At 67.3% G+C, this 23,578-nt stretch carries 21 protein-coding genes; 15 read left to right on the forward strand and 6 right to left on the reverse strand.

Translation table 11 applies throughout. The features are described from left to right. Positions 1–121 precede the first annotated feature (121 nt). Complete coding sequence (locus tag ACSC1W_RS16885; protein ID WP_435348793.1) at positions 122–1,033, forward strand: helix-turn-helix transcriptional regulator; 912 nt, start codon at positions 122–124, stop codon at positions 1,031–1,033. A 15-nt stretch (positions 1,034–1,048) separates the two neighbouring features. Here ACSC1W_RS16885 and ACSC1W_RS16890 read toward each other — a convergent pair whose 3' ends face one another. Then, the gene (locus ACSC1W_RS16890) at positions 1,049–2,398 is read right to left on the reverse strand and encodes an FAD-dependent oxidoreductase (protein ID WP_435348795.1); all 1,350 of its coding nucleotides are present in this window, start codon (positions 2,396–2,398) and stop codon (positions 1,049–1,051) included. Positions 2,399–2,885: 487 nt separating this feature from the next. Here ACSC1W_RS16890 and ACSC1W_RS16895 point away from each other — a divergent pair, with 487 nt between their 5' ends. The 5 genes from ACSC1W_RS16895 to ACSC1W_RS16915 all read left to right on the forward strand — a co-directional run bounded on the left by ACSC1W_RS16895 (position 2,886) and on the right by ACSC1W_RS16915 (position 6,704). After that, positions 2,886–4,286: a selenium-binding protein SBP56-related protein gene (locus ACSC1W_RS16895; RefSeq protein WP_435348797.1), complete on the forward strand. Its 1,401-nt coding sequence runs from the start codon at positions 2,886–2,888 to the stop codon at positions 4,284–4,286. Positions 4,287–4,310: 24 nt separating this feature from the next. Continuing rightward, on the forward strand, positions 4,311–4,643 hold the full coding sequence (locus ACSC1W_RS16900) for a 2Fe-2S iron-sulfur cluster-binding protein (protein WP_435348798.1): 333 nt from the start codon (positions 4,311–4,313) through the stop codon (positions 4,641–4,643). 11 nt (positions 4,644–4,654) lie between these two features. Further along, positions 4,655–5,458 carry a DUF2182 domain-containing protein gene (locus ACSC1W_RS16905; protein ID WP_435348799.1) on the forward strand — a complete coding sequence of 268 codons (804 nt, stop codon included), beginning with the start codon at positions 4,655–4,657 and terminating at the stop codon, positions 5,456–5,458. A 138-nt stretch (positions 5,459–5,596) separates the two neighbouring features. Next, positions 5,597–6,064 carry a hypothetical protein gene (locus ACSC1W_RS16910; protein WP_435348801.1) on the forward strand — a complete coding sequence of 156 codons (468 nt, stop codon included), beginning with the start codon at positions 5,597–5,599 and terminating at the stop codon, positions 6,062–6,064. A 178-nt stretch (positions 6,065–6,242) separates the two neighbouring features. After that, entirely contained in the window at positions 6,243–6,704 is a 462-nt protein-coding gene (locus ACSC1W_RS16915; RefSeq protein WP_435348802.1) for an ester cyclase, read from the forward strand. Between the two features lie 21 nt (positions 6,705–6,725). On the opposite strand, the gene ACSC1W_RS16920 is transcribed toward ACSC1W_RS16915, so the two are convergent. From ACSC1W_RS16920 to ACSC1W_RS16930, 3 genes are all read right to left on the reverse strand, one after another. Next, a complete protein-coding gene (locus ACSC1W_RS16920) occupies positions 6,726–10,610 on the reverse strand; it encodes a PAS domain S-box protein (protein WP_435348803.1) in 3,885 nt (1,294 codons plus the stop codon). Positions 10,611–10,877: 267 nt separating this feature from the next. Beyond that, positions 10,878–11,669 carry a class I SAM-dependent methyltransferase gene (locus ACSC1W_RS16925; RefSeq protein ID WP_435348804.1) on the reverse strand — a complete coding sequence of 264 codons (792 nt, stop codon included), beginning with the start codon at positions 11,667–11,669 and terminating at the stop codon, positions 10,878–10,880. 163 nt (positions 11,670–11,832) lie between these two features. Next, positions 11,833–13,266, reverse strand: a complete 1,434-nt coding sequence (locus ACSC1W_RS16930) for an erythromycin esterase family protein (protein ID WP_435348805.1) — start codon at positions 13,264–13,266, stop codon at positions 11,833–11,835. A gap of 544 nt (positions 13,267–13,810) precedes the next feature. Between ACSC1W_RS16930 and ACSC1W_RS16935 the strand changes: the two genes are divergently transcribed. Together ACSC1W_RS16935 and ACSC1W_RS16940 are read left to right on the forward strand one after the other, a co-directional pair. Further along, positions 13,811–15,157: an FAD-dependent oxidoreductase gene (locus ACSC1W_RS16935; protein ID WP_435348806.1), complete on the forward strand. Its 1,347-nt coding sequence runs from the start codon at positions 13,811–13,813 to the stop codon at positions 15,155–15,157. Positions 15,158–15,159: 2 nt separating this feature from the next. After that, positions 15,160–16,416, forward strand: a complete 1,257-nt coding sequence (locus ACSC1W_RS16940; RefSeq protein WP_435348807.1) for a M20 family metallopeptidase — start codon at positions 15,160–15,162, stop codon at positions 16,414–16,416. Between the two features lie 134 nt (positions 16,417–16,550). Here the strand turns inward: ACSC1W_RS16940 and ACSC1W_RS16945 are convergent, their stop codons facing one another. Continuing rightward, on the reverse strand, positions 16,551–16,802 hold the full coding sequence (locus ACSC1W_RS16945; RefSeq protein WP_435348808.1) for a HalOD1 output domain-containing protein: 252 nt from the start codon (positions 16,800–16,802) through the stop codon (positions 16,551–16,553). Positions 16,803–17,098: 296 nt separating this feature from the next. Here ACSC1W_RS16945 and ACSC1W_RS16950 point away from each other — a divergent pair, with 296 nt between their 5' ends. The 4 genes from ACSC1W_RS16950 to ACSC1W_RS16965 are packed head-to-tail and all read left to right on the forward strand — an operon-like array spanning position 17,099 to position 20,535. Beyond that, entirely contained in the window at positions 17,099–18,292 is a 1,194-nt protein-coding gene (locus ACSC1W_RS16950; protein ID WP_435348809.1) for an MBL fold metallo-hydrolase, read from the forward strand. An 8-nt stretch (positions 18,293–18,300) separates the two neighbouring features. Continuing rightward, positions 18,301–18,864 carry a YeeE/YedE family protein gene (locus ACSC1W_RS16955; RefSeq protein WP_435348811.1) on the forward strand — a complete coding sequence of 188 codons (564 nt, stop codon included), beginning with the start codon at positions 18,301–18,303 and terminating at the stop codon, positions 18,862–18,864. Continuing rightward, positions 18,864–19,322: a YeeE/YedE family protein gene (locus ACSC1W_RS16960; RefSeq protein WP_435348812.1), complete on the forward strand. Its 459-nt coding sequence runs from the start codon at positions 18,864–18,866 to the stop codon at positions 19,320–19,322. Before ACSC1W_RS16955 ends, ACSC1W_RS16960 begins: the two co-directional genes overlap by 1 nt. A 31-nt stretch (positions 19,323–19,353) precedes the next feature. Then, positions 19,354–20,535, forward strand: a complete 1,182-nt coding sequence (locus ACSC1W_RS16965; RefSeq protein WP_435348814.1) for an inorganic phosphate transporter — start codon at positions 19,354–19,356, stop codon at positions 20,533–20,535. Positions 20,536–20,544: 9 nt separating this feature from the next. Here the strand turns inward: ACSC1W_RS16965 and ACSC1W_RS16970 are convergent, their stop codons facing one another. Further along, positions 20,545–21,390: a universal stress protein gene (locus tag ACSC1W_RS16970; RefSeq protein WP_435348815.1), complete on the reverse strand. Its 846-nt coding sequence runs from the start codon at positions 21,388–21,390 to the stop codon at positions 20,545–20,547. Positions 21,391–21,785: 395 nt separating this feature from the next. Here ACSC1W_RS16970 and ACSC1W_RS16975 point away from each other — a divergent pair, with 395 nt between their 5' ends. The 3 genes from ACSC1W_RS16975 to ACSC1W_RS16985 all read left to right on the forward strand — a co-directional run bounded on the left by ACSC1W_RS16975 (position 21,786) and on the right by ACSC1W_RS16985 (position 23,443). Continuing rightward, positions 21,786–21,935: a DUF7512 family protein gene (locus ACSC1W_RS16975; protein ID WP_435348817.1), complete on the forward strand. Its 150-nt coding sequence runs from the start codon at positions 21,786–21,788 to the stop codon at positions 21,933–21,935. Position 21,936: 1 nt separating this feature from the next. Continuing rightward, on the forward strand, positions 21,937–22,971 hold the full coding sequence (locus ACSC1W_RS16980; RefSeq protein WP_435348818.1) for a sulfite exporter TauE/SafE family protein: 1,035 nt from the start codon (positions 21,937–21,939) through the stop codon (positions 22,969–22,971). A gap of 70 nt (positions 22,972–23,041) precedes the next feature. Beyond that, the gene (locus ACSC1W_RS16985; protein WP_435348820.1) at positions 23,042–23,443 is read left to right on the forward strand and encodes a helix-turn-helix domain-containing protein; all 402 of its coding nucleotides are present in this window, start codon (positions 23,042–23,044) and stop codon (positions 23,441–23,443) included. Positions 23,444–23,578 lie beyond the last annotated feature (135 nt).

Below are 23,578 nucleotides of genomic sequence, written 5' to 3' on the forward strand. Positions count from 1 at the left end.
TGGCCTCATCTGCTGGGCTCCGTTCCGTGTCGCGAACGCCGTTTCAGCACGTGAGACGCGTTCCGGGTCCCGACAGCTAGAGCTACTACCCGTGCGGTCCTCTGTCTAGCAAGACGCTACCATGGGTGCCGACGAAGACGAACGCCACGCAGACGAACGGACCCCACAGCCCGGCACGCCGACGCTGGAGGCGCTGCTGGAGAACGCACGGAACCGTCGCTACATCGGCCAGCGACTCGACTCGTCCGACGACCGACTGGAGACCGACGGCCTCGTCGACCTCGTTCGACACGGCCCCGTCCTCGAAGCGCTGCTCGAACGACCCCTCGACCGCGGCGAGATAGAGGACCGACTCGACGTCTCGCGGGCGACCAGCCATCGGTTCACCCGGTGGCTCAACGAGCAGGGCCTCGCCGAGAAGGTGGACGGTCGGTTCCGACTCACCGGCAGGGGGGAAGCCATCGCCGAGGAACTGCTGCGATTCGAGGCGAACGTACAGACCGCACACCGGTTGGCCCCTCTCCTGGACTGCGTCTGCGCCGACCACCAGGAGTTCGTGATCGAACCGTTCGTCGACGCGACGGTCACGGTCGCAGAGACGACGGACCCGTACCGTCCTGTCGAACGGTTCGTCTCGCTCGTCAGCGAGTCGGATACCTTCCTCGGGTTCAACACGACGCACATGGCACCCCTCGTCCTCGGCGAGTTCCACCAGCAGGTCTTCGACGAGACGGAGACCGAGATCATCTACCTCCCACACATCGTCGAGAAACTCGTCGAGACCTATCCGGACCGGGCGACGGCGGCGATAGAACGCGGGCACCTGACCCTCCGAACGCGCGACGAGTTGCCGTACGGACTCGCCATCTTCGACGACCGCGTCGGCATCGGCGGCTACGACGTGGAGACGGGGCTGATGCAGGTGTTCGTCGACACCGATGCGCCCATCGCACGCGAGTGGGCCGAGCGCGTCTACGCCTCGGTGCGGGCGGACTCCGAACCGCTCGACGAACCGCGGTCGTCGACCCGGTAGGGACGGCGGCCGCGGTCACCTGGTCGGTCGCAGGACGCGCCAGGCGACCCCCGGGCGGAGGAGCGAGGTGGGGGGCCGTTCCATCGTGACCACCTGGACGAACGCCCTGGTCAGGTCGCCGTCGGTGTGGGCCCTTCGGACTAACCGCGAGAGGTACCGGCCGACGAGGTCGGTCCCGGGCGGTCTCGGCCCGGTCGTCTGTGCGAACCGGAAGTCGGCACCGACGGCCAGCAGCCACGCGGCCCCCACGACCGCCCCGGCGGCGTCGAAGAAGCGGCGCGCGAGGTCCTCCCGGCCGCCCGTCGCGAGGGCGTCGTGCAACACCAGCGCCTCGAGGGCGGCGACCGACATCCCCTGTCCGTACACCGGATTGAAGCTTGCGACCGCGTCGCCGACCACGACGAGGCCCCCGGGGAACCGGTCGAGGTCCTCGTAGCGATACCGTCTGTTCGACGGGAACGGGTAGGACTCGACCGTCCCCGAGGCTCGCGGGTGCTCGTCGAGCAACTGCGCCAGTTCGGCGACGGGGAGGCTCCGGGCGTACTCGACGAGGCCCCCGAAGTCCGTCGGGGGTTCGTCGCCGTGGATGCCGTGGACGCTGACTACCCAGCGGTCGTCCTCGACGGGTGCGGCCATGCCTCCACGCGTCCGGGGCGGTTCGGGTGGCACGAGATACACCCGACGGTCGTCGGCCGGTCGTTCGACGAACGTGGTGCTGTAGGTGATGTCGACGTGGACCTCGTCGACCGGCGGCGTCGGATAGCCGTGGTCCGCCAGCCAGGCGGGCGTCCGACTCGTCCGACCGGTGGCGTCCACGACCAGGTCTGCGGGGAGGACCGCCTCACCGTCGTCGTTGCGAACGACCACGCCCTCCACCGTCGTCCCAGCGTCGTCGAGGACGTAGTCGACGAACCGGCACTCGGTGCGCAGGGCGACGCCGTCGAGGGAGCGAACCCGCCGCCGAACGACCTGCTCGAACAGCGGTCGACTCGCGGAGTACGTCTCCATCCGGACCGGCCCGTGTGCGAGGTAGTCCCCCTCGGCGTAGAACTGGACGTCGCTGGCGAAGTCGGTGACCACGCCGCCGGCCCTGACGAGTTCCTCGCCGTAACCGGGCAACAGGTCCGCGAGCGTCGCACGCCCCGCTTCGTGGAGTGCGTGGGGGTGACGACCCTGTGGAACGCTGCGGCGCGCGACCGGCGCGTCGACGAGCGCGTCCCGTTCGACGACCGTGACGTCTTCGAACCAGTCGGCGAGGACGCGGGCCGCGAGCAGGCCGGCCACGCTCCCCCCGAGGACCACGGCCCGTCCGCTCCGCTCTACCCGCGGGGCACCGCGGTACCGCGGAACGGTCGCCAGGGTCATGTCGGGGGCCCTCTACACTGGTGACTTCGCGCATCGGTGAGATAAACGTTAACGTATAACACACCACTGGCGGCCGGACGACTGCGTCGGACGCGAGACGGGACGGGGCGTTCGAACGGTCCCGGTCTGCACGGCGAACCGACGTTCGGTGTGACCGACTCACGTGCGCTTACCGGACGTTCGAACCCACCGCTGTCCATCGGTCGTGTGTCGGCGTCACCCAGGCCGGCACAGGCCCCCGTATCCGACCCCGGGTCGTCGAACCACCCGGGTCAGTAAGGTCGGACATCACGGCGAGTCGGCGACGCCCCCTGCTCCGGATAGCGAGTGGGACGTCGCCGGCGTCGGCCGAAACGTCGAGTTATCCAGCGATTGTCACTCACGGTTCCCGTAGATTCACGAGGCCAGTGTACACCAGTCCGGTAATCCCGGGGATGTCTCTCACAGGAGATTCATTACAAAGGACGTCGACGTCCACCGTTTTCGAATGGCGGAACCACAGACGACCGAGCGAGACGAATCTGCACAGACGGCACACGAACACCACGAGCACGCCGGCCCGGGGTACATGACGCCACAGGCCGCCATCGAGGAGTCCGAACCCGAGACGCTCGCGTACGTGATGGGCAACCACGTCGGGCAGGACGTCGACGCCCCCGACTTCGTCGCCATCGTCGACCTGGACCCCGAGTCCCGGAGTTACGGGGAGGTCGTCAACCGGGTCGACCTCCCGAACAGGGGCGACGAACTCCACCACTTCGGCTGGAACGCCTGTTCGTCGTCCTGTCACATCGGCGGCCTGGAGCGGCGCTACCTCGTCGTTCCCGGGAACCGTTCGTCGCGCATCCACATCATCGACGCGGCGGACCGCGAGAACCCAGAACTGGAGAAGGTCATCGAACCGGAGGCCGTCCACGAACACGACCTCTCCGCACCCCACACGGTCCACTGCATCGGCGGTGGCACCGTCGTCATCTCCATGCTCGGGAACGCCGACGGCGACCTCCCGGGTGGGTTCCTCGAACTCGACGAGAACCTGGACGTGATGGGCCGGTGGGAGGCGCCGGGCGAGATCGACTTCAACTACGACTTCTGGTACCAGCCACGCCACAACGCGATGATATCGTCCGAGTGGGCCGCCCCGAAGACCTACCAGCCGGGGTTCGACATGGACGACGTCGAGGCCGGCAACTACGGGCACGAACTCAACTTCTGGAACTGGGAGGAACGGACCGTCGAGCAGACGGTCGACCTCGGCGAGGAGGGGATGGTGCCCCTCGAGGTCCGGTTCCTCCACACCCCGGAACACGCCCACGGGTACGTCGACGCGGCGCTGTCGTCGAACATCTTCCACTTCTACAAGCGCGACGGCGAGTGGCGCACGAGGAAGGTCATCGACTTCGAGGGACGTGAGATGGAGGGCTGGGACATGCCGGTGCCGGCGCTCCCGACGGACATCCTCATCTCGATGGACGACCGCTACCTGTACGGGTCGAACTGGCTGCACGGCGAGGTCTGGATGTACGACATCTCGGACCCCGCGAACCCGCGCCACGCCGACTCCATCTCCATCGGCGGCTACTTCGGCGACATCCGGGAGGTGCAGGGACGCGAACTCGTCGCCGGGCCGCAGATGCTGCAGTTGAGCCTCGACGGGGAACGCCTCTACTGGACGACGTCGCTCTACTCCACGTGGGACAACCAGTTCTTCCCCGAGGAGGCCGAGAAGGGGTCGGTGATGCTCAAGGCGGACGTGGACCCCCGCCGCGGCACGATGACGCTCGACGAGGACTTCCTCGTCGACTTCGGCGAGATGCCCGAGGGTCCCGCTCGCGCCCACGAGATGCGCTGGCCGGACGGCGACTGCACGAGCGACGTGTGGGAATGACCAGGCGCCGTCCCCGCCTCGTCGATGGTCGTCGTTGACCTGGTGTGGCGGGACGGACGGACGGAGTCGGTCACCGCGGACGACGAGACGGTGCTCGAGGCGGCCGAACGGGCCGGCCTGAGTCTCCCGTTCGGCTGTCGGACCGGCGTCTGTGGCACCTGCACCGGCCGACTGCTCGCCGGTGCCGTGGTCCACGAGCGTGAGCCACGCGCGCTGAAAGCCCGCCACCTCGCCGACGGGTACGTGTTGCCGTGCGTCGCCGTCGCCACCGAGGACTGCAGCGTCGAGGTCGGAACGGACGTCCAGCGCGACCTGCTGACCAACCCGTGGCGACGCCGTCGGACCGACCGCGACTGACCTGCGCGTCGATGAACAGACCCGAGATACGGACCGTCCTGCGACCGAGCGAGCGCCCGACAGTTGCGATGGTCGCGTACGCCATCGCCGTACTGGCGTGGCTCGCGCTGCTCCTCCACGACCCCGTCGAGGCGTCGCTCGGCAGCCACGGACACGCGATGCCGTTGGACGCCACCGCACCCGGGGTGGCCGAGGCCGTGGCGCTGACGGACGGCGTGGGCGGCGTGGTCCACTACCTCGGGATGTGGGGCCTGATGATGGTCGCGATGATGTACCCCTCGACCGCGGACGTCTTCCAGCGGTTCGCCGACCGCAGCAGCGCCGGGCACCCGGCGGGGACCGGCAGCGACGTCGTCGCGTTCGTCGGTGCGTACACCCTGCTGTGGGTGCTGGTCGGTCTCGTCCCGCTGATTGTGGCCGCCGTCGTTCCCATCGCAATCCTGGCGGCGGCTTGGGGGTCGCTCTACCTCGGCGTCGCGTTGCTCTTCGTCGGAGCGTTCCAGGCCTCGCCGGTCAAGCGTCGCTACCTCGGGCGCTGTCGCTTCCCGTCGACGGTCCTCGCGGAGGGGTCACGACCTGGCATCGCCAGCGCGGTGCGCGCCGGCTGGGACTTCGGTCGACTGGACGTCGGTTCCTGTGGCGTCCTGATGGGTCTCATGGTCGTCGTCGGGTCGATGAACCTCGTCTGGATGCTGGTCATCACCGTCGTGCTGGTGCTGGAACGGATGACTGCCGGCGGGTACCGCTGGGCGAGACTGAGCGGCGCACTCGCCGCGGCCACGGGCGTCGTCCTGGTCGTCGCGTGGTTCGTCTGAGGCCGCGCGGTCCGGGACGACGCGAGCCACGTATCGAGACCGGGGTCACCCGACGATGTCGAGCGACGCGACGGAGTCGAGGGTCGTCGGCCCCGCCGACGTGGCCACTTATTGCCCGGTCCCGACACTATTGCTAGCATGGAACTCGACCACCTGCCAGCGAACGACGAGATGGGTGCGTCCCGGCCACTCGCGGTCTGGCTGTACGTGCTCGGGGCCGTGGCGCTCGGTCTCAGCGCCCTCTACGGCGGAGCGGCGTTGATGCTCCATCGCGACGACGACCCGCTCGGGTTGCCACTCGAATGGCTCGACGACACCCCGTTCGACGACTACCTCGTTCCGGGCGCGACGCTGTTCGGCGTCTTCGGAGTCGGGTCGTTCGCCGTCGTCCTCGGCGTCCTCCGTCGACGCCCGTGGGCCCGGGTCGCCGCCATCGGCCTCGGGGGAGCACAGGTAGCGTGGATTCTCGTCCAGGTCGCGCTGCTCCGGATGGTCGGCGCCTTGCACGTCGTCTACGGTGGCCTCGGGGCGGTGCTGGTCGCGCTGGCGACGCGTCCCTCGACCCGGCGGTACTTCCGGGGGGAGGTCGAAGCAGACGGGTCGTAGCACGGACCCGTCGAACTCGCCCGGGTGAGCGCGAGACGAACGCAGCACGGGGTCGTCGGACCGACCACCGCTCCGAGACGAACCTGACAGGAATCTTCGGGTAGGACGCCTCTGTCCGGTTCTCACAGGCCTATAACGAAGGTGTCTCGAGTGGTATTTTCTACCTGGTGACACCAGTATGACCATCGAAGAGAACAAAGAGATCGCGCTTCGCTCCGTCGAGGAGATGTGGAACGAACAGAACCTCGACGCGATCGACGAACTGTACAGCCAGGACTACGTCGGCCACTGGTTCCGGGTCGGCGGTGGAGACGCCGACAGGGACGCCCTCGAGGCGTTCGTCCGGGAGGTCCACGAGGGGTTCCCGGACTACCACATGGACGTCGAGTTCGTCCTCGCGGAGGACGACCTCGTCACCGTGGGCTTCACCGGGGCCGGAACGCACGAGGGGACGTACATGGGTATCGAACCGAGCGGGAAACCGGCGACGGGGCGTCCCATCCCCGGCCACATCACGTCCCGCATCGAGGACGGCCAGATCGTCGAGGGGTGGGCGACGTGGGACGCGTTGAGCCTGCTCCAGGAACTCGACGTCGTCCCCGACGACCTCACGAGGATGCAGCTGGCGGCCGACGACTGAACGAACGGTAACCGGTCGGTGCTACCCGCTACCGGCCGGTGCCGGGGCGTCGGTCGACGTCGACAGCAGCGATTCGAACACCTTCTTCTCGGCCTTCCGGAGGTGCTGGTGCAACGTCGGTGCAGAGATGTCCAGCGACGCCGCCAGGTCCTCGCCGGTGACCTCGCGCGGCCACTCGAAGAACCCGGAGTGGTAGGCCGCCTCGAGGATGTGACGCTGGCGGTCGGTGAGTTCACCGGTGAGGAATCGCTGGAAGCGCTGGGGGCCGTCGCCCGTCCGGCTGACCTGCTGGCGTCGTAGCATCTCGACCGACGGATAGACCTCCTGGATGGAGTCGACGACGCGACGGACGTCGGTCGTCGGTGCGAGGTGGACCGTCACCCAGCAGTCGCCGCCGTCGATGACCGTCCTGTCGACGTATCCACCGACGGAGGCGACCATCGAGAGCACCGGCGGGTCGGTCATCCGCACCTGGAACCTCGGCGTGTCGGCGTCCGTCTGGAACTCGACCAGTTCCCAGTTCGAAAGCGCCTCCGCGAGGTGCTCCACCGTCTCGACGGCGTCGGGCGTCGCCGTGCCGTAGACGAGGAACTCGTCGTCACCGACCGGGACCGCCTGGTCCAGTGTGATGGTCCCGTCCGTCGTCGCTGGGACGTCGACGGTGTCGAAGAAGTCCTGGATCCTGAACGCCACCTCGACGACCTCGTCGCTCATGAGGGCGCGCTTGCGCTCGACGGAGGCGATGGCGTGCCCGATGACCTCGCCGAGCTGGGAGACGACGGCGCGTTCCTGCCCGTCGAACGCGTGGGGCCGGCGGGCGTACACGTTGAGGACCCCGTAGAGTGCGTCGTCGTGGACGATGGGGATGGCTGCCGACGAGCGGAACCCGACCGCGTCGACGCGGTCGCGCCAGGGGTCGTGGCGGGGTTCGTTCAGCGTGTCGTGGGTCACCTGCACCTCGCCCGTCCGGAAGGCGCGTCCGGTCGGGCCCCGTCCCAGTTCGTCGTCCGGGTCGACGGAGATGTCGATGTCGTCGAGGTACCCCTCGATGCCCGCCTCGGTCCGGAGGGTCACCAGTTGCGACCCCGACTCGATCTCGCCGATCCACGCGAACTCGTAGGAGTCCGACTCGGCGAGGCGGGTACAGACGGTCTCCTCTATCTCCTCCCGGGTGGACTGCTCGATGACCGCCTCGGTGATGTCGCGGACGACGGCGTTGAGGTTGTCCAGTGCGGCGAGGTGCTCGCGCTGGCGCACCAGTTCCTGCTCGTGGCGATGGCGCTGTATCGCACCCGCGAGGATGTTCGCGACCGACTGGACGAAGTTGACGTCCTGGTCGGTGAACGACTTCCGCTCGGTGTCGTGCGTCCCGAGGATGCCCCACGGGTCGTCGTACGACCCGACGATGGTGCTGATTCCGCTCCGGACGTCGTGGTCGGTGAGCAGGTCGGGCCCGTCGAACCGCGACTCGGCGTCGAGGTCCTCGACCCTGACGGGGGCGGTCGTCGAGAGCGTGTGGGCGGCCTGCGAGTCGGCGTCGACGCTCGAGACGGCCGTCTCGCCGACGACGCCGTCGTCCCAGCCGACCCCCTGCCGGAGCAGGAGTTCCTCGCCGTCCTCGTCGAGTTCGAGCACCTTGCTGTAGCGGTTGTCGAGCGTCTCCGCGACCGCTTCGGCGGCCTCCGCAATCAGTTCGTCCAGGTCGGGGTCCTCCAGCGCGCGCTGGCCCAGTTCCGTGACCACCTCCTGCTGACGGACGCGGGTCCTGAGCTCTCGTTCCCGTTCGAGGCGGTCGGAGAGGTCGCGGACCACGCCACAGCGACCGTAGCCGTCGCCGACCCGGAACGGGGCTATTCGGGACTCGCAGGGGATGGCGTCCCCGGACTTCGTCTCGACGTCGAGTTCGATACTCCCCACGGCGCGTTCGCCGGCCACGATGTCTTTCGACAGGGACTCGGCCTTCTCGGTCACGTGATCGGCGTGAATCTTCGTCGCGTGTGCGCCGAGCAACTCCTCGCGGCTGTACCCCGTCAGTTCGCAGAACCCCTCGTTGACCATGACGAACCGTGCGTCCTCGTCGACCGCGTAGATGCCGTCGTCGACCGTCTCGACGATGGTCCGGTAGCGTTCGAGTTCGCGTTCGCGTGCCTTCCGGTCCGTCACGTCCTGGAAGTACACCGACAGGCCACTCTCGGAGGGGTACGCGGTGACGTCGAACCAGGTGTCGAGCGGTGGGAAGTACTCCTCGAACGAGACGGACTCCTGGACCTCCTTCGCCCGTTCGTACTCCGCCTGGAACCGCGTGTCGACGGCCCCGGGGAACGCCTCCCAGATGTGCCGCCCGATGAGTTCTCCGACCGAACTGTCGAGGACGTCCGCCGCCTGCCTGTTGACGTGGGTGAATCGCCACTCGTCGTCGACCGCGAAGAACGCGTCGTCGACGCGGTCGAATACCTCGTAGAGTTCGTGCTCCAGGTCGTCGCGCTGTCGCTCGAGTTGTCGCTCGGTCCGCTTGAGGTCGGTGACGTCGTTGCAGGCGACCACGACGCGCTCCAGCGTCCCGTCATCGAACATCGGCGTCGCGGTGACCGCGACCCACCGGCGGTTCCCGTCGGCGTCGTCGTGCTGGAGGAACTGGTCCACGACGGGTTCGCCGGTCGCGAGCACCTTCCTGACCGGTGACTCCTCGTCGGAGAGTCGGTTCCCGTCCGAATCGTAGAAGGTCAGGTCGTCGACGGTGACCGAACCGACGTCGTCCTCGTCGATTCCGAGTCCGCGTCTGGCGCGCGAGTTCAACCGCTCGACCGACCCGTCAGGCCCGAAGATGGCGAGTCGAACCGGCGCCGTCTCGAACAGGCGGTTGGTCAGGTCGCGTTCGCGCCGGAGTTCGCGCTCGCGCTGGCGTCGGTCGGTCATGTCCCGGACGACCACGACGAATCCCTCGGGGGTCCCGTCGTCGTCGCGCATCGACGTGATGGTGACGTCCGCCCAGAAGCGCTCCCCGTCGGGCCGGACGTGCCACCGTTCCCCTACTGTCGACCCGTCGTCCGCGGCGGCAGCGAGGTCCGCCTCGGGTACCCCGACGTCCACGTCCGCCCCGGTGTAGAAGGTCGAGACGGGTTCGCCGAGTACCGTCTCCCGTTCGTACCCCGTGATGCGCTCGGCACCCGGATTCCAGGACCTGACGTGTCCCGTCGTATCGAGGGTGAAGATGGCGTACTCGTCGGTCGCCTCGACCAGCGAGCGCAACTGCTGGCCCTGTTCGACGAGGTCCTGCTGGGCTCGTTCCCGTTCCGTGACGTCGACGACGACGCCTTCGAGCACCTCGTCGCCCCGTTCAACGCCGGGGACCCGACAGCCCTGTTCCGAGACCCAGCGGGTCTCGTCGGTCGCCGTCCGAATCCGGTACTGGACGGTGAACTGCTCCCCGTCACGCAACTGTGCCTGAATCTCGGCCCGGACGCGTGACTGGTCCGCGGGGTGGATGACGTCCCGTCCCCAGCTGACCTCGTCGGACTCGACGCGCGATGGCTCGTAGCCCGTGAGTTCGGTACAGCCGTCGCTGACGAACGACATCGGCCATCCCGAGGACGCATCGCACCGATACACCATCCCGGGGATGTTCTGGACGAGTCGGGAGAACATGGTGTCGCCGCCGTCGGGTGGTGGCCCCTCGGCCCTCGACGTCCCGGTCTGGTCGCTATCGCGCCACCACACGCGTGCGTTGGCCCCGACCTTCTTGGTCTCGATGAACCCGCTCTCGACGAGCCGGTCGAGGCGCTCGTAGGTGCTCCGGCGGCCGATGTCCAGCCCCGACGCGACCTCTCTGGTGGTCCGCGGTTCGCCGGAGCCGTCGAACACTGCGAGCGTCTCGCTCAGACTCTGGGTCAACTGTCGAGAACTCATTGGCCGACTGTATCGGCGGTGGGACGTAAGAATCCTCCGCCGAAGGAGTCTCCGTGGTCTCCGTCCCGTCACCGGTCGATACGCATCTCGACGCGATGGCTCTCGAAGTGCGGTGAACCGAAGTGGACTGGTCGCCAAACCCGATCGTTTGACGCCGTCGGACCCCGAGGAACCTGAGAGGGGTCGCGTCCAGCGTGTCGAGGGGCAGTTGGCGATGCCCCGGTCAGCGAACAGTGAACCGCCACCGGTTCTCGACGCGAGTCGAACTCACTCGAGGGTCGCGGTCGTCAGCCGATACTCCATCGAGACAGCGTTCTGGCTGTCGTCGAAGTACCGTGCTATCGTCTCGACCATGTCGTCGCTGAGTGCCGGATGCGCTTCCTCGTCCACGTTCTCGAGGGCGGCGATGAACAGTCCGGACTGGGTCCGTGCCCCCTCCCAGTAGTGTGCCGGCGAGAGGGCGACCTGCTCGACGACCCCCGTTTCGAACGAGAGCGCAGCGGTACCGTCGTCCAGGCGGTCCCGCACGACGTCCGCATCGCCCCACAGGAACGGGGGTGCAGGCGCCTCGGGGTCGGGTGAGAGATACTCCTTGAGTACCTTCGCCATCGCCGGGACGACGCTCCGAGGTGTCCACGACGTGAACGCGATTCGGCCTCCCGACCTGGTTACACGAAGCAACTCCGCTGCTGCGGCGTCGGGTGGATTCGCGAACATGTGACCGACGCACGAGAGGGTGACGTCGAACGCGCCGTCCTCGAACGGCAGGGCTGTCGCGTCCCCCTCCTGCCACTCGATATCTTCGACGCCAGCGATGGCCGCGTTCTCCCGTGCGTCCTCCAACATGGCCGGGGTGATGTCGAGACCGGTCACCTGCGCGCCGCGTCGGGCGGCGGTGATGGCGACGTTCCCCGTCCCGCAACCGACGTCGAGGACGCGTTCGTTAGAATCGACGTCGGTCGCCTCGACCAGATGGGCAGCCATCGGGAGGAAGTTCGGTCCGACGTCCGGGTACGAACCGATGGTCCAGACGCGCTTCACGTGCCGTTTCGACGACATACCTGGTCGTACGTGGACTGTTAGCATAACTCCAGGTGGGTGGCGGGTGGAGCGACCCCGGATGGCCACTGTGCTGGGGCCTGAATGGGGTGCTGTGACCTGCCCGGATACAGTCGGGAACGGCGTGCTGGACACGTAGGATGGCGACGCGCGTCTCGGCCAGTCAGAGGCCCCAGGGGTACGCCTCCGGCGACACTGCGCTCCCGTCCGAGTCACCGAGGGGGTGCAGGGAACTCGACTCGTCCACGTGCAGGAAGGCGTCGTACCGCGACGGGAGGGTCGTCGGGACGTAGTTCCCCCAGTCACGGTCCGGGTGGTACACGACGCCGATGGCCCGCTGCCCGCGTGGCCCGGCGAGGGGGCCGTCCGCCGGCACGTCGTCGGCGAAGAGGAGCGAGTCACCGAGGTCCGCCCGGTGGAACACGTCGCCGTAACTTCCCTCGCGGGCCGGCGGGACGCGCATCGACTCGTGGGGTGCGCCCCACTCGCTCCCGGCCACGACGCTGCCGTGGTGGGTTCCGAACCCGACGATGGAGACGTCGTCGTGGCGCTCGCGGAGGAGCTGGCCGAGGTTCACGCGACCGTGGTCGACCATGTCCGTCGCGCGGGCGTCGCCGACGTGGCTGTTGTGCGCCCACACGATGGCCTTCCCGCCATCGTGGTGCTCGGCGAGTAGGTCGATGGTCTCGGTCATGTGCTCGTCCCGGACGTTCCAGGACTCGACGTCGGCGTCGACCATGGCACGGTAGTACTCTTCAGCGTTCTTGGCGACGAGTGCGTTTATCTCGGCCGCGAAGAACGACTCCCCGTCGACCGCGCCGTAGTCGGTCGCCCGCGCCCTGAGGTCGGTCAGAATCTGGAGGACCTCGTCCCGACAGGAGTCGGGCGTGAACCGCGTCGAACGGGCGTACTCCCGTGCGTTCTCGCCGTAGGGGGAGAAGCAGTGGTACGCATCCCGTGCGCGCGCTGCCGCCTCCGGGTCGACCGACTCGAGGTAGTCGACGACCGCCGCCATGGACTCGAACAGGCTGTAGACGTCCATCCCGTAGAAGCCGATGGGGTCGTAGCGGTCGGCGTTGTAGTCCCGGAGCCAGTCCGCGAACCTGCGCACCTCCCAGTTGGCCCACATCCACCGTGGCCAGCGGTCGAACGATTCGAGGACCGCGTCGAGGCCGTCCCGCTCTCCGGTGACGTAGCGGTTCACCTGGTAGCAGTCCGTCCAGTCGCCCTCGACGGCGACGAACGAGAAGCCGTGGTCCTGGACCAGTTTGGCCGACAGCTGGGCGCGCAACTGGTAGAACTGCGACGTCCCGTGCGTCGCCTCGCCGAGCAACACGTGGTCGGAGTCGCCGATACGGTCGGCCAGCATGTCGAGCGTGGAGTTCGTGATCGGTGTCGCGACGTCCGCTGCCTCCGCGGCGGCGTCGTCGGCGTCCTCCGTCCGTGGCGTCGCTCTCGACGCGTTCACCGTCCGGTCCCCCGTGAGTCGCTGGTCGGCGGCGCCGGGCCGGGTAGGGTCGGCTTCGCTGGGTTCGACCCGCCGGTTCGCCCCGCCGCCGGTCGTCCGCTCGCGTTCGGTCGAATCACGCTGTGACACCGGACCTTGACCACCGAGTCGGTTAGCCGCAGTGCCGGCCATCGCAAGTCGACCGACGCTGACGCTCCGTCGACGTCAGCACCCGGCCGGGTCGAAGTATCAGGTAAATGGACGGACGTAACCGTCACCAACTGGTACGGACGTTCTTCTGGCCGGCCGACGTACCACGAGGTAGCATGGCTGCTCTCGAACCGCTCGCGTCGGGCGACGTGCTCGCCCGGTGTGAACGACGAGACGGCGGACTCGCCCGAACACGCCGGTGTCCGTCCCCGGTGGGAGTCCGACCTGCGTCCCCGGCGGCGCGCAGCGTCGGCCGTGGGCGGATTCGTTGGACCCGTCGACGCTCTGGTACCCCTGTGGGACCGGATGGTATTGCTCGCTTTCCTCACTGCAGGCGGCGTAACCCGGCGTTACTCATCGAGGATTCTTCTCGAGAAGGTACCCGACTGCATACCGATGGATAGCCAGCTATCGAACGGGTAGTCGTTCGTAATATTGGGTTAAACGCGGAATACTTTAGAGGGTGGCGAACCGATACTCACACATGGTCGATACATTCGTCGTCGTCGGTGGTGACGCCGCCGGGATGAGCGCTGCCAGCAAGGCGAAACGCGACGACCCGGACCTGGACGTCGTCGTCTTCGAGAAGGGCGAGTGGGTCTCCTACGCCGCCTGTGGGATGCCCTACTACATCAAGGGCGACGTCCCGGGACTGGACGACCTGGTGACCGTGACGCCCAGGGAGTTCGTCGAGGAACGGGACATCGACCTGCGGACGGGACACGAGGTCGTCGACGTCGACCCGGAGGCCGAGACCGTCACGGTCCAGGCCGACGCCGAGACGTTCGAGCAGTCCTACGACCACCTCCTCGTCAGCACCGGTGCACACGCGATTCGGCCGCCGTTCGACGGGATGGGCCTCGACGGCGTGTTCACCATCCACAACATGGACGAGGCCGACGCGATCGAGCGGTTCGTCACCGAGAACGACCTCGAGACCGCGGCTATCGTCGGCGGCGGCTACGTCGGCATCGAGATGGCCGAGGCGATGGCGGAACGGGGGCTCACCGTCCACCTCTACGAGATGTTGCCCCACGTCCTCCAGCCGTTCGGCGAACCGGTCGCCGAGGTCGTCGAGGAACACCTCCGGGAGCAGGGCGTCGAGTTACACCTCGACACGGCCGTCTCGGGGTTCACCGGTGACGGACGGGTCGACGGCGTCCAGCTCGACGAGGAGACCGTTCCGGCCGACGTCGCCATCGTCGGCGTCGGCGTCGCGCCGAACGTCTCCCTCGCCGAGTCGGCCGGCATCGAACTCGGCCCGACCGGCGCCATCGCGACCGACGAGTACGGCCGTACGAACTACGAGAACGTCTACGCGGCCGGGGACTGCGCCGAGGCGCGCAACGTCGTCACCGGCGAGCCCGACCACGTCCCCCTCGCGCTGACGGCCAACCGGGCCGGCAGAGCCATCGGACAGACCGTCACCGGGACGCCGACCCCGACGGGCGACATCGCCGGGACGGCCATCGTGAAGGCGTTCGACCTCGGGGCCGCGAGGACCGGCATCGTCGACGAGGAGGCGGCACGCGAGGCCGGCTTCGACCCCGTCTCGGTGACGATCACGGCGAACACGCGCGCACACTACTACCCCGGCGGGTCCGAGTTGCAGGTCACCCTCCTGGCCGACCGCGGGTCAGGCACCCTGCTGGGCGGGAGCGTCGTCGGCGGTGAGGGTGCAAAGCGCATCGACTCCATCGTGATGGCGCTGTACGGGGGCATGACGGTCGAGGAACTGCAGAACGCGGACCTGGCGTACGCACCCCCGTTCAGCCCCGTCTGGGACCCGGTCCTGACGGCGGCGAAGGTCCTCGGCGGGAAACTGGAGTGACCATGCAGGCGGCCACGCCGTCCGAGTACGTCTCGGAGCACCGGGCCGACCTGCTGGACCTGACCCTCGACCTGCTGGCGATAGACACCGCGAACCCGCCGGGTGCGACCAGCAAACTGGTCGACTACGTCGAATCCTCCCTCCCGTCGGGGTCGCTCGAGGTGGAGCGGTTCGCCGTCGACCCGGCGAAACCGAACCTCCTCGTGACGGTCCCCGGCCGTCGAGACGAGACGTTGCTGTTCAACGGCCACCTCGATACGGTCCCGTACGACGCCGAGGAGTGGACCCACGACCCCCTCGGCGAACGCGACGGTGACCGGATATACGGACGCGGCGCGACGGACATGAAGGGTCCCCTCGCCGCCATGCTGTTCGTCCTGCGAGCGTACGTCGAGACCGACACGGAACCGCCGGTGACGCTCGCGTTCGCGTTCGTCAGCGACGAGGAGGTCGGCGGCGACGCGGGGTTGCCGGCACTGCTCTCGGCCGACCGCCTGGACGCCGACGCCTGCGTCATCGGCGAACCGACGTGTGAACGCGGCCAGCACTCGGTCACCGTCGCGGACCGGGGGAGCATCTGGCTGACGCTCGACGCGACCGGCGACGCCGCCCACGGGTCGCGCCCCATCCTGGGCGAGAACGCCATCGACCGACTGTACGACGCCGTGACGAGACTTCGTGAGCGCTTCGGGCGGCGCCGACTCTCGTTCGACGACGCGATGGCGGCCATCGTCGACGAGTCGGTGGCCTTCTACGAACCGACGATGGGGGCGGCGGCCGCCCGGGACCTGTTCACCTACCCGTCCATCAACCTCGGCACGCTGGAGGGCGGCGAGGCGATAAACACCGTCCCCCAGACGGCGCGTGCGAGAGTCGACATCAGACTGACCGCGGGCGTGCAGACGCCCGAGGTGCTCTCGGAGGTGCGCGAGTGCATCTCCGAGTGCGAGGGAATCACGGTGACCGACGTCTCCTGGACCGTCGGGACCGCGGAACCGGTCGACAGCCCGCTCGTCGACGCGGTGGCGTCGACCGCCGAGGACGTCGTCGGCGACCACGTGTATCGTCGCAGCGCGACCGGCGGCGGGGACGCGAAGAAACTCCGGAACGCCGGGATTCCCACGGTCGAGTTCGCCCTCGGCACGGACACCGTCCACGCCGTCGACGAGTACACGACCGTCGAGGCGCTGGTCGCGAACGCGAACGTCTACGCACGACTGCCCGTGGAGTGGGGTCGCCGGGTCGAGGCGGTGTCGTAGTTCGAGGCGGAACCGCAGGTCGAATCGCGTGCGCGTCGTCGGACGGACTGCCGACAGTCCCCGGAAGGCACCGGGCCGACCTTCAGTGGTGACTACTCGAAAAAATCAGAACGGACGCAGCCAGCGTAGCTGTGTTACCGGACCTCGACCTCGCCGTCACCGCTGACGACGACGTCGTGTCCGCGATACGTGAACCGCAGTTCGAGGCCGTCCGGGTCCGCGTTCGATTCCGGGTCGACCAGTCTGTTCAGGGCGTCCGTGTCGACGACGTCGTTCAGCGGCGGGGTCATCTCGACGGGGTCTGCGTTCTCGGCTTCGGCGACGGCGGTCACGATTCGTTCTGCAGCACAACTCGAGGGGTCTTCCACCAGTTCTGTATGTATCATTGTCTGTTCGAGGGGAGTAGGTGAGTACGCGTGTCGTAGCTCATGGTTCGGTTACTCCGTTCCACTATATTGGAGGTAGCACCCAATACTGCGTCCGAGAGTAAAAACGTATTGATTCTTGCACTGACTACAAACAACCGTGGCCCCCTCACAGCGGCGTGATACCGTTCTGACGCGCCGAATCGTCGGTCTCGGCTGGAAAAGCGCTGCACACGGCAATCGCAGGGTATTGCGTATTTGCTGAATTACTATGCAAACCCTTATGTGGGTCCACCCGGTACGTTGGAGTGCACAACATGAACGCCGAAGACTTTCCGACCCCGGATGTCGAAGTCGAAACAGTCGACCCGGAGACGCTGAAAGGACAGATCGACGCGGGCGAGGACGTCACCATCCTCGACGCTCGCATGGAATCAGACTACGAGGAGTGGCACATCGACGGCGAGAACGTCGAGTCCATCAACGTTCCCTACTTCGAGTTCCTCGAGGACGAGATCGAGGACGACGTGCTCGACCGCATCCCGGACGACCGCAAGGTCACCGTCCTGTGTGCGAAGGGCGGTGCCAGCGAGTACGTCGCGGGCGCGCTCGCAGAGCGCGGGTACGACGTCAACCACCTCGAAGACGGCATGAACGGCTGGGCACGCATCTACGAGGCCGTCGAGGTCACCGACTACGACGGCGCCGGCACCCTGCTCCAGTACCAGCGCCCGTCCTCGGGTTGTCTCGGCTACCTCGTCTACGACGGTGACGAGGCCGCCATCGTCGACCCGCTTCGCGCGTTCACCCAGCGGTACCTCGACGACGCCGAGGAACTCGGCGTGGACCTCGTCTACGCCATCGACACGCACATCCACGCGGACCACATCTCGGGCGTCCGCGCACTGGACGAGGAGGGCGTCGAAGGCGTCATCCCCGAGGCCGCAGTCGACCGTGGCGTCACCTACGCCGACGACGTGACCCTCGCCGCCGACGGCGACGAGTTCCAGGTCGGCGACGCCACCATCGAGACGGTCTTCACGCCCGGCCACACGACGGGCATGACGTCCTACCTCATCGACGACAGCCTGCTCGCCACCGGTGACGGCCTGTTCATCGAGAGCGTCGCCCGCCCCGACCTCGAAGAGGGCGACGACGGCGCTCCCGACGCCGCCCGCATGCTCTACGAGTCGCTCCAGGAACGCGTCCTGACGCTCCCCGACGAGACCCTCATCGGCGGCGCGCACTTCAGCGACGCGGCCGTCCCCGCCGACGACGGCACCTACACCGCCCCCGTCGGTGACCTCGTCGAGCGGATGGACGCGCTGACCATGGACGAGGACGACTTCGTCGACCTCATCCTCTCGGACATGCCGCCCCGCCCGGCGAACTACGAGAGCATCATCGCGACCAACCTCGGCCAGAACGTCGTCGACGACGAGGAAGCGTTCACCCTCGAACTCGGCCCGAACAACTGCGCCGCGAGCCAGGAATCGCTCGCCGGTGACTAACGACCAGGGTGTCACTCGTGACTGACATAGTACCGCTGCTGACGGCGGCCGAACTGTTCCCGAACGGGATCAGTCGCTACGCTGTCGGCGGGTTACTCGTCGGCATCGGTGCGGTCGTGATCTACGTCGGGACAGGTATCCCCGCCGGCGCGAGTACGTTCCTCGAGTCGACGCTGTCGTACGTCTCGGACCAGTCACGGTTCCAGCGGTACGTCTCGTCGCGCGACTGGCGCGTCGTGTTCACGCTCGGAATCGTCCTCGGTGCGCTGACGTTCGCGGCGACGGTCCAGTCCGGAGTCGTCACGACGTCGCTCTACGAGCCCGGGACGACCGGCCAGCTGTACGAGGTCGGTGGCCTGACGCTCTGGTCGACCGACGTCCAGCCGTGGCGGCTGCTCGTCGGCGGCCTCTTCGTCGGCATCGGAACGCGCCTCGGGAAGGGCTGTACGTCCGGACACGGCGTCTGTGGCGTCGGGTCCGGTTCGAAGACGTCCATCACTGGCGTCGTCACCTTCCTGCTCGTCGCCATCGCGACCGCACAACTGGTCGCGGCGATGGGGGTGAGCCCGTAATGGGGGGCCGACATCCCCTGTTCAAGCCGTTGATTTTCGTCGGCGGCCTGATCTTCGGGTTCGGACTCGGATTCAGCCACATGGCGCGTCCGGAGGTCGTGCTGAACTTCCTCCAGTTCGAGGACTTCGGACTGCTGTTCGTATTGTTCGGTGCGGCCATCGTCTCCGGGATCGCCTTCGCGGTGATGCCCCGGTTGCGCGACAGCGCGCCGCTGACCGGCGACCGGTACGAACGCCGACTGAAGTCCTTCGACAAGAACGTCCTCATCGGCGGCTCGATATTCGGCGTCGGCTGGGGACTCTCGGGCATCTGTCCCGGTGCGGCCTACGCCAGCCTCGGCGTCGGCAACGTCACGATCCTCTGGGCGCTGGCCGGCATGTTCGCCGGTGCGTACCTCCAGGGGTACTGGCGGAGTCGTACGGCCAGCACCGACCCCACTCCCGCAGATGCGGACTGACCGCTCCCGCCACGCGCTCCCGCTTCGATAGATGGAGCTGGCAACTGTCGCCCTGTTTCTGGTCGCCGGTTTCGCGAGTCTCTTCATGGCGTGGGTCATCGGTGCCGGGTCGAGCGGCGCGACGCCGTTCGCACCGGCCGTCGGTGCCAACGCCATCCCGACCATGCGCGCCGCGTTCGTCGTCGGTCTCTTCGGATTCGCGGGTGCCGTCACACAGGGTTCGAACGTCTCCGAGGCCGTGGGCCGTGGCCTCGTCGGCGGCGTCAGCCTCCCCGCGGTGGGCGTCATCGTCGCGTTGCTCATCGGTGCCACCCTCATGGCCGTCGGTATCCGTACCGGCTACCCCATCGCGACCGCGTTCACCGTGACCGGTGCCGTCATCGGGGTGGGCCTGGCGCTCGGCGGGACTCCCGTCTGGCCGAAGTACCAGCAGATCGGCGCCGTGTGGGCGCTCACGCCGTTCGTCGGCGGTGGCATCGCGTACGGCATCGCGCGCCTCCTGCCCCGGTCCGACGTCCCGGAGCGTTCGAGCGTTCCGCTCCTCGCGGGACTCGTCGGCGGCGTCCTCGCCAACGTCGAGTTCACGTTCCTCGGGCCAGACGGTGGACCGGGGTCGCTCGTCGCTCTCGGCCAGCGAACGCTCGGAATCGACGGGACGACCGCCGGTCTCGGCCTCTCGCTCGCCGTGGCGCTCTTCGTCGCGGGCATCGTCCGCTGGGACGTCGGTCGGGACGAGACGGGTGCCCTGCGACGGGTACTGCTCGCACTCGGGTCACTCGTCGCCTTCTCGGCAGGTGGCAGCCAGGTCGGCCTCGCCGTCGGTCCGCTCTTGCCCCTGCTCGACGAGGTCGGTGCCGTCTCGCCGGTCGTCGTCCTCCTGGGCGGTGGACTCGGCATGCTCGTCGGGTCCTGGACGGGCGCCCCGCGGATGATAAAGTCGCTGTCACAGGACTACTCCTCGCTCGGGCCGAGACGCTCCATCGCGGCGCTCGTCCCGTCGTTCCTCATCGCACAGGTCGCCGTCCTGCTGGGCGTTCCCGTCTCGTTCAACGAGATCGTCGTCAGCGCGATCATCGGCAGCGGTGCCGCGGTCGGCGGTGGCGGCGCCATCAGCGCCAGGAAGATACTCTACACCGTCGGGGCCTGGGTCGGCTCGTTCGTGCTGGCGTTCGTCCTCGGCTACGGGACGCTCGCGGTCGTGCAACTGGCCTGACCGCGCCGGTCAGGCCGTCCGCGCCGGCGGGACGAGGTAGACGTTGCAGTTCGCCCTCGTGACGACCTCCTCCGAGACGCTACCGAGCAGGAGGCGCCTGAGCCTGCTCTGCCCACGTGACCCGACCAGGATGGCCGTCGGCTCCACCGCCGCTTCGGCCGCGAGTATCTCGTCTGCTGGGTCGCCGCGTCGGACCTCGACGTGCGTCTCGATGTCCCAGGTCTGGAGCGTGCTCGCGAGTTCGTCGAGGAGGTCCTCCGGGTCGTCCTCGCCGGTCGCGCCCGGGTCCTTCGGCGACCGGACGTGGACGAGCGTCGCCTCCTCGGTCGCGTGCCGGAGTCTGGTGAACTCGGCGAAGGCCATCTCGGCGTTCTCCGAGAAGTCGGTCGCGTACAGGACCCGGCGGAAGAGGTGGTCCCGGACGACGGTCGGGGCGTCCGTCGCGCGTTCGATACGGTTGACGAGCAGTGGAACCACGGTCGTCCGGGCCAGGTTCCGGGCGGTCGAACCGATGACGCGATTCTCGAGTGGACTGGTTCCACGGGACCCGACGATGGTCAGGTCCGCCCGGACGGTCTCGGCGAGACCGTTGATGCGTCGATGGGGGGTCCCACGGACGACGTGGGTCTCGACGGAGAACCCGGCGTCCTCCATCACCGACCGGTAGCGGTCCAGGTCGCGCCGTCGCCGGTCGTCGAAGTCGATGCCCGGCATCCCGACGTGGACGTTCGACGGGACGACGGTGACGAGGTGGATGGTGTCGACGCCGATTCGGCCGAGGCACTCGAGGCACGTCTCGTTCTCGATAGCCGCCTCGCTCGCCGCCGACAGGTCCGTCGCGTAGATGGCCCTCATACTTTCGTACGTCTCACGCCAGATACTATATTGTTTGTACTCCACAATATCAACCGCCCGAACAGTTCGTTGCCACGGACGACCAGCGTGACGCTCGTACGCGGGACCGTGGGCCTCACGGCCACACGCCAGGCGTCACACACGTGTTGGGGAACCAGGGAGTCGTGCGGTGCGCGCACCCGCGATTCTCGCGGCTGTCCGACCGCGCAGGCGGCGCGCTCGGGACACGCTATATCCCCATAAGTTATAGAGATATTCCCATTGGATAGCCGTGTAATCCGTCGCAGTAATATTGTGCGCTGTATCCAAAACCGTTATTACCGTCCTCCGATTAGGGTGGGCTGAAGAGAAAGTCATGATATGCACACGACTGCGCAAGAACCTGGGTGAGTCCGATGATTGACCTCGGCAGCCTTCCCCCGCTCGCGGAGGCAGGCGCCCTCATCGGTATCGTACTCGTGGAGGCCGTCATCCTCTACGTCGGGTACGGTGCGGCGGAACAGATACTCGGAGAAACACTGATCGAGCGGATCAAGAACGACTGACATGGAGATACTAGGAATCAGCCTCGCACTGCTGGTACTGTTCGTCGGGTTCGGCCTCCTCATCGGGATCCTGTTCGGATTCTTCGGGATGGGTGGGTCGTTCCTCGTTACACCGGCCCTGCTCGTAATGGGCTACCCCACGCGCGTCGCAGTCGGTAGCGGTCTCGCGTTCGTGTTCGGGACCTCCGTCATCGCGACGTTGAAACATCGTGACCTCGGACAGGTCGACTACAAGCTAGGGCTACTGATGATCGCCGGGACGACACTCGGTATCGAGGTGGGGAAGGAGATCGTCCTCCACCTCGAAGAACTCGGCATGGCCGGCAACATCATCAGCGTCACGTACGTCGTGTTGCTCGGCGGCATCGGCCTCTTCGTCACCTACGAGGCCCTGAAGGGCGGCGGTGGTGGCGGCATCGACCACGACGTCGACGAAGACGCCGACATCGACGCCGACGACATCCCCGACATCGCGAAGACCATCCAGTCGTACCGGATTCCGCCCATGATCAGCCTCCGGGGCGGCGTCTCGGTGTCGCTGTGGATGATACTCGCCGTGGCGTTCGCGACCGGCCTGCTCTCGGGGCTGCTCGGCGTGGGTGGCGGATTCATCCGCATGCCCGCGCTGTTCTACCTCATCGGCGTGCCGGTCCCCATCGCCGTCGGGACGGACCTCTTCGAGATCGTCTTCTCGGGCGGTCTCGGGAGCTTCCTGTACGCGCTGGACGGTGGCGTCAACCTCTCCATCGTCATCCCGCTCCTGGCGGGTAGCGCACTCGGCGCACGGGTCGGGTCTGCCGCGACCAGCATCGTCGACGAAGAAGACATCAAGGTGTACTTCGGTGTGATGCTGCTCGGTGGCGCCGTCGCGGTCGCCGTCCGTCAGATCGGGAACACCTACGGGATGGAGGTACTCAACCTCGTCAGCCTGGTGCTGATAGTCGGTTCCGCGCTGCTCGTGAGCGGTGCTGTCATCTACAGCAGCGTGACCGCACTCCGCGAGGAGGCGAGTTCCGCGTCGACCGTCGCGGACTAGCGTCCCACGGGATTGTATAATCCCTACACAAGTCTTTTAACGGCGTAGCATCTATCCAACAGTGATAACGATGCCAGATTCGATGTCTGAACAACTCCAGCAAGACATGGAGTGCGAGGGCCTCCTCGAGTGTTTCCACGGCCTGAAGCAACTCGACAAGGAGTGCTTCCGTGCGCTGGTGGACGCAGCCGAACCGCTCACCGTCGACGAGATCGCAGCCGTCGTCGACCGTGAACGGTCCACCGCGTACCGGTCCATCCAGCGCCTGCTCCAGACCGGGTTCATCCAGAAGGAACAGGTGAACTACGAACAGGGCGGCTACTACCACGTGTACTCGCCGACGGACCCGTCGAAGATAGCGGACAACATGCAGCGGATGCTCAACGACTGGTACGCCAAGATGGGCCAGCTCATCCAGGAGTTCGAGAACAAGTACGAGCGAACGGAAGCGAGCGCCCCCATCGAGGGCTGACTCCGGCCGTCGAGACCTCTCGGTTCTTTCTCTCAGCGTTCCACTCCTCCCAGGGTACCGGCCGGCGTTCCGGAACCACCGGGTGTCCCGGAGTGGGTTCTCGCACGCACGTGACCGTCGACCGTGACGAGGTGA

It is taken from the genome of Haloarchaeobius marinus (genome assembly GCF_051207415.1).
Taxonomy (GTDB): domain Archaea; phylum Halobacteriota; class Halobacteria; order Halobacteriales; family Natrialbaceae; genus Haloarchaeobius.

Excerpts from the sequence above, each read along its gene's own strand:
- ACSC1W_RS16980 (WP_435348818.1), top strand. The coding sequence starts at position 21,937 with ATGGAGATACTAGGAATCAGCCTCGCACTGCTGGTACTGTTCGTCGGG.
- ACSC1W_RS16910 (WP_435348801.1), top strand. The coding sequence starts at position 5,597 with ATGGAACTCGACCACCTGCCAGCGAACGACGAGATGGGTGCGTCCCGG.
- ACSC1W_RS16960 (WP_435348812.1), top strand. The coding sequence starts at position 18,864 with ATGGGGGGCCGACATCCCCTGTTCAAGCCGTTGATTTTCGTCGGCGGC.
- ACSC1W_RS16885 (WP_435348793.1), top strand. The coding sequence starts at position 122 with ATGGGTGCCGACGAAGACGAACGCCACGCAGACGAACGGACCCCACAG.
- ACSC1W_RS16970 (WP_435348815.1), bottom strand. The coding sequence starts at position 21,390 with ATGAGGGCCATCTACGCGACGGACCTGTCGGCGGCGAGCGAGGCGGCT.
- ACSC1W_RS16940 (WP_435348807.1), top strand. The coding sequence starts at position 15,160 with ATGCAGGCGGCCACGCCGTCCGAGTACGTCTCGGAGCACCGGGCCGAC.
- ACSC1W_RS16890 (WP_435348795.1), bottom strand. The coding sequence starts at position 2,398 with ATGACCCTGGCGACCGTTCCGCGGTACCGCGGTGCCCCGCGGGTAGAG.
- ACSC1W_RS16985 (WP_435348820.1), top strand. The coding sequence starts at position 23,042 with ATGCCAGATTCGATGTCTGAACAACTCCAGCAAGACATGGAGTGCGAG.
- ACSC1W_RS16915 (WP_435348802.1), top strand. The coding sequence starts at position 6,243 with ATGACCATCGAAGAGAACAAAGAGATCGCGCTTCGCTCCGTCGAGGAG.
- ACSC1W_RS16950 (WP_435348809.1), top strand. The coding sequence starts at position 17,099 with ATGAACGCCGAAGACTTTCCGACCCCGGATGTCGAAGTCGAAACAGTC.
- ACSC1W_RS16920 (WP_435348803.1), bottom strand. The coding sequence starts at position 10,610 with ATGAGTTCTCGACAGTTGACCCAGAGTCTGAGCGAGACGCTCGCAGTG.
- ACSC1W_RS16900 (WP_435348798.1), top strand. The coding sequence starts at position 4,311 with ATGGTCGTCGTTGACCTGGTGTGGCGGGACGGACGGACGGAGTCGGTC.
- ACSC1W_RS16965 (WP_435348814.1), top strand. The coding sequence starts at position 19,354 with ATGGAGCTGGCAACTGTCGCCCTGTTTCTGGTCGCCGGTTTCGCGAGT.
- ACSC1W_RS16895 (WP_435348797.1), top strand. The coding sequence starts at position 2,886 with ATGGCGGAACCACAGACGACCGAGCGAGACGAATCTGCACAGACGGCA.
- ACSC1W_RS16905 (WP_435348799.1), top strand. The coding sequence starts at position 4,655 with ATGAACAGACCCGAGATACGGACCGTCCTGCGACCGAGCGAGCGCCCG.
- ACSC1W_RS16935 (WP_435348806.1), top strand. The coding sequence starts at position 13,811 with ATGGTCGATACATTCGTCGTCGTCGGTGGTGACGCCGCCGGGATGAGC.
- ACSC1W_RS16925 (WP_435348804.1), bottom strand. The coding sequence starts at position 11,669 with ATGTCGTCGAAACGGCACGTGAAGCGCGTCTGGACCATCGGTTCGTAC.
- ACSC1W_RS16975 (WP_435348817.1), top strand. The coding sequence starts at position 21,786 with ATGATTGACCTCGGCAGCCTTCCCCCGCTCGCGGAGGCAGGCGCCCTC.
- ACSC1W_RS16945 (WP_435348808.1), bottom strand. The coding sequence starts at position 16,802 with ATGATACATACAGAACTGGTGGAAGACCCCTCGAGTTGTGCTGCAGAA.